Here is a 4,998-nt window from a genome sequence, read left to right on the forward strand (position 1 = left end):
AGCGGCCCCGCCGCGGCCAGCGCGGCGATCGCCCGGTTGTTGGCGAAGGCGAAGCCGCCATTGACGTCCAGCGGCAGGACGGTGGCCCAATCGTCCCATCCCCGCGCCGCGACGCCCGCCGCGATCCGCCCCGCGGAGTCATCCGCCGAGCCGCCGTCGACGACGATCGCGCGCAGGCCCGGAAACCGCGCGCGCGCCGGCAGCAACGACGCGACGCATTGGAGGGTCAGGTCCGGCGTGCGATAATTGACGATGATGACGGCGAGGTCCTGCACGCCCCGATCAATCGCGCGCCCACCGGCACGTGTCCAGCCGCTTTCGCGCCGCCCGGATCCGGCTCGCGGGGCCGCCGGACGGTCTGCAGCCGCATGGCGCGACGGCCGGTCGCTTGCCGAAGTCGGACGCGCTTGCTAGCGGCCGCTGGCGGAGGCGCGGTCCGCGGACGTCGGGGCTTGGCGTGATCGTCGGTTATTTCACCAATCAATATCCCAAGGTCAGCCACACCTTCATCCGCCGCGAAATCGCCGCGCTGGAGGAACACGGCGTCACCGTCCCCCGCTGGGCATTGCGCGGCTGGGACGCGGTGGTCGCCGACCCGCTCGACGCGGCCGAGCTGCGGCGCACCCGCTACCTGCTCCAGCGCGGCTTCGTTCCGCTGCTGGGCGCCGCGTTACGCGCGCTGATCCGATCGCCGCGACGGTGGGTGGGCGGCCTGCGCCTGACCTGGCGCATGATGCATCGTTCGGAGCGGTCCGCCGCGAAACACCTGGTGACCTTTCTGGAGGCGGCGCTGCTCGCGCGTGAGATGCGCGACGCGCGCGTCGACCATCTCCATGTCCATTTCGGCACCAACGCGGCCGAGGTCGGCATGATCGCGAGCGCGCTGTCGGGCATCCCGTACAGCTTCACGGTCCATGGGCCGGGCGAGTTCGATGCGCCGCTCGCGCTCAAGCTCGGGCTGAAGATCGAGCGCGCGAGCTTTGTGGTCGCGATCACCGATTTCTGCGCCAGCCAGCTGTTCCGCTGGAGCGCGCCCGGCGACCGGGGCAAGATCCATGTCGTCCATTGCGGCCTGTCGCGCGACTTCCTGGACGCGGAGCCGACCGCTCCGGTCGCGGCGGCGCGGTTTGTCAATGTCGGCCGGCTCTGTCCCGAAAAGGCGCAATATCTGCTGGTCGCCGCGGTCGCGCAGCTGAAGGCGGCGGGCACGCCCGTGCGGTTGACGCTGGTCGGCGACGGCGATTCCAGGGCCGAGGTGGACGCGGAGATCGCGCGGCTCGGCCTGGCGGACGATGTCACCGTCACGGGCTGGGCGGATGAGGCGCGGGTGCGCGCCGAGCTGGTGGCGGCGCGCGCGATGGTCATGCCGAGCTTTGCCGAGGGCCTGCCGATCGTCGTCATGGAGGCGTTCGCGCTGGGCCGGCCGGTGCTCGCGGCCAACGTCGCGGCGATGAGCGAGCTGGTGGAGACGGGCGAGACCGGCTGGCTCCATTCCCCCGGCTCGGTCGGCGCGGTGGTCGATGCGATGGCGGCGTGCATGGCGGCGACACCCGAGGAGTGCGGGCGGATGGGACAGGCCGGGCGCGCGCGCGTGCGGGCGCGGCACGACGCCGGGCACGAGGCGGGTAAGCTGCTCGCGCTCATCGCCGCCAGTCTGGGCGAGGACCGCCATGCCGCTGCTTGACGGGCTGTTGCTCGTGATCGCGCTGGTTCCCCTGCCGGCGACGCTGATGCTGGCGATCGAGATCGTCGCAGGCCTGACCAACTCGCCCGCGCCGGCGGCGGCTGTCGGCGAGGCGCCGCCCTTCACCGTGATCGTGCCCGCCCATGACGAGGAGACGGGCATCGCGCGCACCGTCGCCTCGCTGCTGGCGGACATGCGCGACGGCGATCGGCTGCTGGTCGTCGCGGACAATTGCACGGATGCCACGGCCGCCGTCGCCGCGCGCGCCGGCGCGGAGGTGGTCGAACGGCACGATCCCACGCGGCGCGGCAAGGGCTATGCGCTGGAACACGGCCTCGCGCAGCCGGACGTGGCAGCCACCGACGTGACGCTGATCGTCGACGCGGATTGCCTGGTCGCACCGGGCGCGCTTCCGGCGCTGGCCGCGGTTGCTGCACGGACGGGTCGGCCGGTCCAGGCCGATTACCGCCTCGTCGCGCCGGATGGCGCCGGGCCGGCGACGCGGTTCCGGGCCTTCGCGATCCGCATCAAGAACCACCTGCGGCTGGCGGGCGCCGCCCGACTGGGCGTGCCGTGCGTGCTCACCGGCAGCGGGATGGCGTTCCCGCGCGCGCTGCTCGGCGGCGCCGCGATCGGATCGGGCGAGATCGTCGAGGATCTGCTGCTGTCGGTCGATCTCGCCCTGACCGGGCATCCCGCGGCGTTCTGCCCGGCGGCGCGGGTCACCAGTCCGCTCCCGCTGGACCGGCGGGCGGCCGCGACGCAGCAGCAGCGCTGGGAGGCGGGCTTCGTGTCGATCGCCAGGCGCTTCGTCGGCCGGCTGCTGCTCGCCGGGCTGACGCGGCGGCGCCCAGGGCTGGCGCTGATGGGGCTCGATCTCGCCGTGCCGCCGCTCAGCCTGCTCGCCGCGATGCTGGCGGGCGGGCTGGTGCTCACGCTGGCGGCGCTGTTCGGGGGCGCCTCCGGGCTTCCCGCGCTGTTGCTCGCGCTGGAGGTCGCGTTGTTCGTCGGCACGGTCTTCGCGGCTTGGCGCACCTGCGGGCGGGACCTCCTGTCCCCGGCGGAACTGCTGCTGCTGCCGTTGCGGGTCGTGGCCAAGCTACCCTTCTACTTGCGGCTGGGTCGCGCGCGTGACCGGGGTTGGGTGCGCACCGCCCGGGACGAGACGGCGGAGCGGCGGGAGACGTGAGCGCGTCCCCGATCGCCTCGCCCGGCCGCGCGATCGGGCCGGTGGATGTCACCGCGATGACCCGTGACGAGGCCGTGTCGACCGTCCTGGATGCGATCGATCGCGGCGGCTCGGCGCTGTTCGCCTTCGCCAATGCCCATACGATCAACCTCGCCCGACGCGACGCGGCGTTGCGGCGCGCGCTGGCGGAGATGACGGTGTTCAACGACGGGATCGGGCTGGAACTGGCCAGCCGGATGATCCATGGCCGGGGCTTCTCCGCCAATCTCAACGGCACCGATCTCACGCCGGCGCTGCTGGCCGCGTTGCGCGCACCGACGCCGGTGTTCCTGCTCGGCAGCCCGCCCGGCGTCGCGGAGCGCGCCGCCGCCGCGCTGTCCGGCCGATATCCACATTGCCGGGTGGTCGGCACGCATCACGGGTTCTTCGCGACGGACGAGGCGGCGGCGGTGACGCGCCGGATCGCGACGAGCGGTGCGACGCTGGTGCTGGTCGGCATGGGCCAGCCGCAGCAGGAGCGCTGGGCGGTGGACCATGGCACGTCGCTGCCCGCCACGATCTGCTGCATCGGCGCGTTCCTGGATTTCGCGGCGGGCGTCGTGTCGCGCGCGCCCGGCTGGGTGCAGGCCGCCAGGCTCGAATGGGCGTTCCGCCTGGCGGCCGAACCGCGCCGCCTCGCGCGGCGCTACCTGGTCGGCAACGCGACGTTCATGGCGGCGATGACGGCGGTGGCGATCCGGCGCCGGATCGGCGGGCGCCCCGACTGATTGTAGTGCGCTGACCAAGCACGCGGGACACGGACACATGGAAGGTTTGCCCATAAACTGGCTGGCGGAGGTGAGACCGGCCTGTTTCCAGCAGCCGTGCGGCATGACGGTAATGACGTCGTCGTCGGAGGCGCGGCGATAGGTGCATGCGCGCTTCGCGAGACGCTGGTCGCCGTGGCGGCGGCGCTCGCCGGCGCACGGAAGCCGTGGTGGGTGATCGCCGGGGCCGCCTGCGCGCTCCATGGCGCTGCGGACGAAATAGCCGATGTCGACGTGCTGCTCGACGAAGGCGATGCGATGCGCCTGCTGCCGCCACTCGGCCTGTCGCCAGCGCCCGGCGAACCACATCCACGCTTCCGATCGGTCCTGTTCGCGACCTGGCGGGACCTGCCGATACCCGTCGAGTTCATCGCTGGCTTCGCGATCGCGACGACCACCGGTTGGCACGACGTGCGTCCGGTCACGCGCGAGCGACACCGGATTGGTAACGCGATCGTGTTCACGCCCGCGCGCGCCGAACTGGCGGCGATGCTGACGCTGTCCGGCCGCCCGGGCGATCTCGCCCGGGCGCGCCGGCTGCTGGCGTGACCTTATTTGGTCGACACGGTCGTGCTGTGGTCGCCGTTCGAGCTGACGGTGGTCTTCTGCACCGTCTTGTGCGTCACCGTCTTGCGACCGACCTTGACCCCCAGGATCTTCTTGGGGCGACGCGTCCTGGTCTTGGTGACGTGGGTGACCTTGCGGCTGTGCGTGACGACGCCGTCGTGCTGGTCGGTGTCGTGGCTGACCTCGGTCTTGGTGGTCGTCTGGACGGGCGCGGGCGCGATCGCCGGCGCGGCGAGCAGCATCAGGGGTGCGAGCAGGATCATTTGGGGCCTTTCCGATGATTGGACTGACTTCAACCCCCATCGCGCGGATCGGTTCACCATGCATGTGACCAGCGCTCGCGACCGGCGCTGGCGACCGGCACGCGTGACAGGCCGGCGCGGGCGCGTCAGGAGGCGGCGATGGACGCGCCCGACCTCACGCTGCCGGTGGTCGACCTTGCCCGCGCGCTGATCGGCGTCACGCTGCTGGTGGACGGCGTCGGCGGGGTCGTCGTCGAGACGGAAGCCTATCATGCCGGCGATCCGGCCGCGCACAGCTTCGCCGGCCCCACCGCGCGCAACGCGGCGATGTGGGGACCGGCCGGGCACGCCTATGTGTACCGCAGCCATGGGCTGCACTGGTGCTTCAACCTGGTCGGTGGCGCGGAGCCGGGCGCCGCGGTGCTGGTCCGCGCGCTCGCGCCGACGCACGGGGTGGACGCGATGCGCACGCGGCGGGGAGACGTCGCCCTCAACGTCACCGCGAGCGAT

At 72.4% G+C, this 4,998-nt stretch carries 7 protein-coding genes; 5 read left to right on the forward strand and 2 right to left on the reverse strand.

What is annotated here, in order from left to right:
• Nucleotides 1-275, reverse strand: a 275-nt coding sequence (locus tag HUU95_RS08175; protein WP_174279667.1) for a glycosyltransferase family 2 protein, incomplete at its 3' end; no start/stop codon positions are given.
• A 182-nt stretch (nt 276-457) separates the two neighbouring features.
• Between HUU95_RS08175 and HUU95_RS08180 the strand changes: the two genes are divergently transcribed.
• The 4 genes from HUU95_RS08180 to HUU95_RS08195 all read left to right on the forward strand — a co-directional run bounded on the left by HUU95_RS08180 (nt 458) and on the right by HUU95_RS08195 (nt 4,228).
• On the forward strand, nt 458-1,684 hold the full coding sequence (locus HUU95_RS08180) for a glycosyltransferase (RefSeq protein WP_174279668.1): 1,227 nt from the start codon (nt 458-460) through the stop codon (nt 1,682-1,684).
• Nucleotides 1,671-2,873 (forward strand): glycosyltransferase family 2 protein, encoded by a 1,203-nt coding sequence (locus HUU95_RS08185; protein WP_174279669.1) that lies wholly within the window; start codon nt 1,671-1,673, stop codon nt 2,871-2,873. The genes HUU95_RS08180 and HUU95_RS08185 overlap by 14 nt, the downstream gene beginning before the upstream one ends.
• Nucleotides 2,870-3,640: a WecB/TagA/CpsF family glycosyltransferase gene (locus HUU95_RS08190; protein ID WP_174279670.1), complete on the forward strand. Its 771-nt coding sequence runs from the start codon at nt 2,870-2,872 to the stop codon at nt 3,638-3,640. The genes HUU95_RS08185 and HUU95_RS08190 overlap by 4 nt, the downstream gene beginning before the upstream one ends.
• A 96-nt stretch (nt 3,641-3,736) precedes the next feature.
• Nucleotides 3,737-4,228, forward strand: a complete 492-nt coding sequence (locus HUU95_RS08195; protein ID WP_254602688.1) for a hypothetical protein — start codon at nt 3,737-3,739, stop codon at nt 4,226-4,228.
• A 2-nt stretch (nt 4,229-4,230) separates the two neighbouring features.
• Here the strand turns inward: HUU95_RS08195 and HUU95_RS08200 are convergent, their stop codons facing one another.
• Nucleotides 4,231-4,509, reverse strand: a complete 279-nt coding sequence (locus HUU95_RS08200; protein ID WP_174279671.1) for a hypothetical protein — start codon at nt 4,507-4,509, stop codon at nt 4,231-4,233.
• Between the two features lie 138 nt (nt 4,510-4,647).
• On the opposite strand from HUU95_RS08200, the gene HUU95_RS08205 reads away from it, so the two are divergent.
• Nucleotides 4,648-4,998 (forward strand): DNA-3-methyladenine glycosylase (locus tag HUU95_RS08205; protein ID WP_174279672.1); only part of this gene is annotated, 351 nt, incomplete at its 3' end.

This window comes from Sphingomonas bacterium, assembly GCF_903643065.1.
In the GTDB taxonomy this organism is placed as follows: Bacteria; Pseudomonadota; Alphaproteobacteria; order Sphingomonadales; family Sphingomonadaceae; genus Sphingomonas.

Coding starts and splice junctions, on each gene's coding strand:
- HUU95_RS08200 (WP_174279671.1), bottom strand. CDS start 4,509: ATGATCCTGCTCGCACCCCTGATGCTGCTCGCCGCGCCGGCGATCGCG.
- HUU95_RS08185 (WP_174279669.1), top strand. CDS start 1,671: ATGCCGCTGCTTGACGGGCTGTTGCTCGTGATCGCGCTGGTTCCCCTG.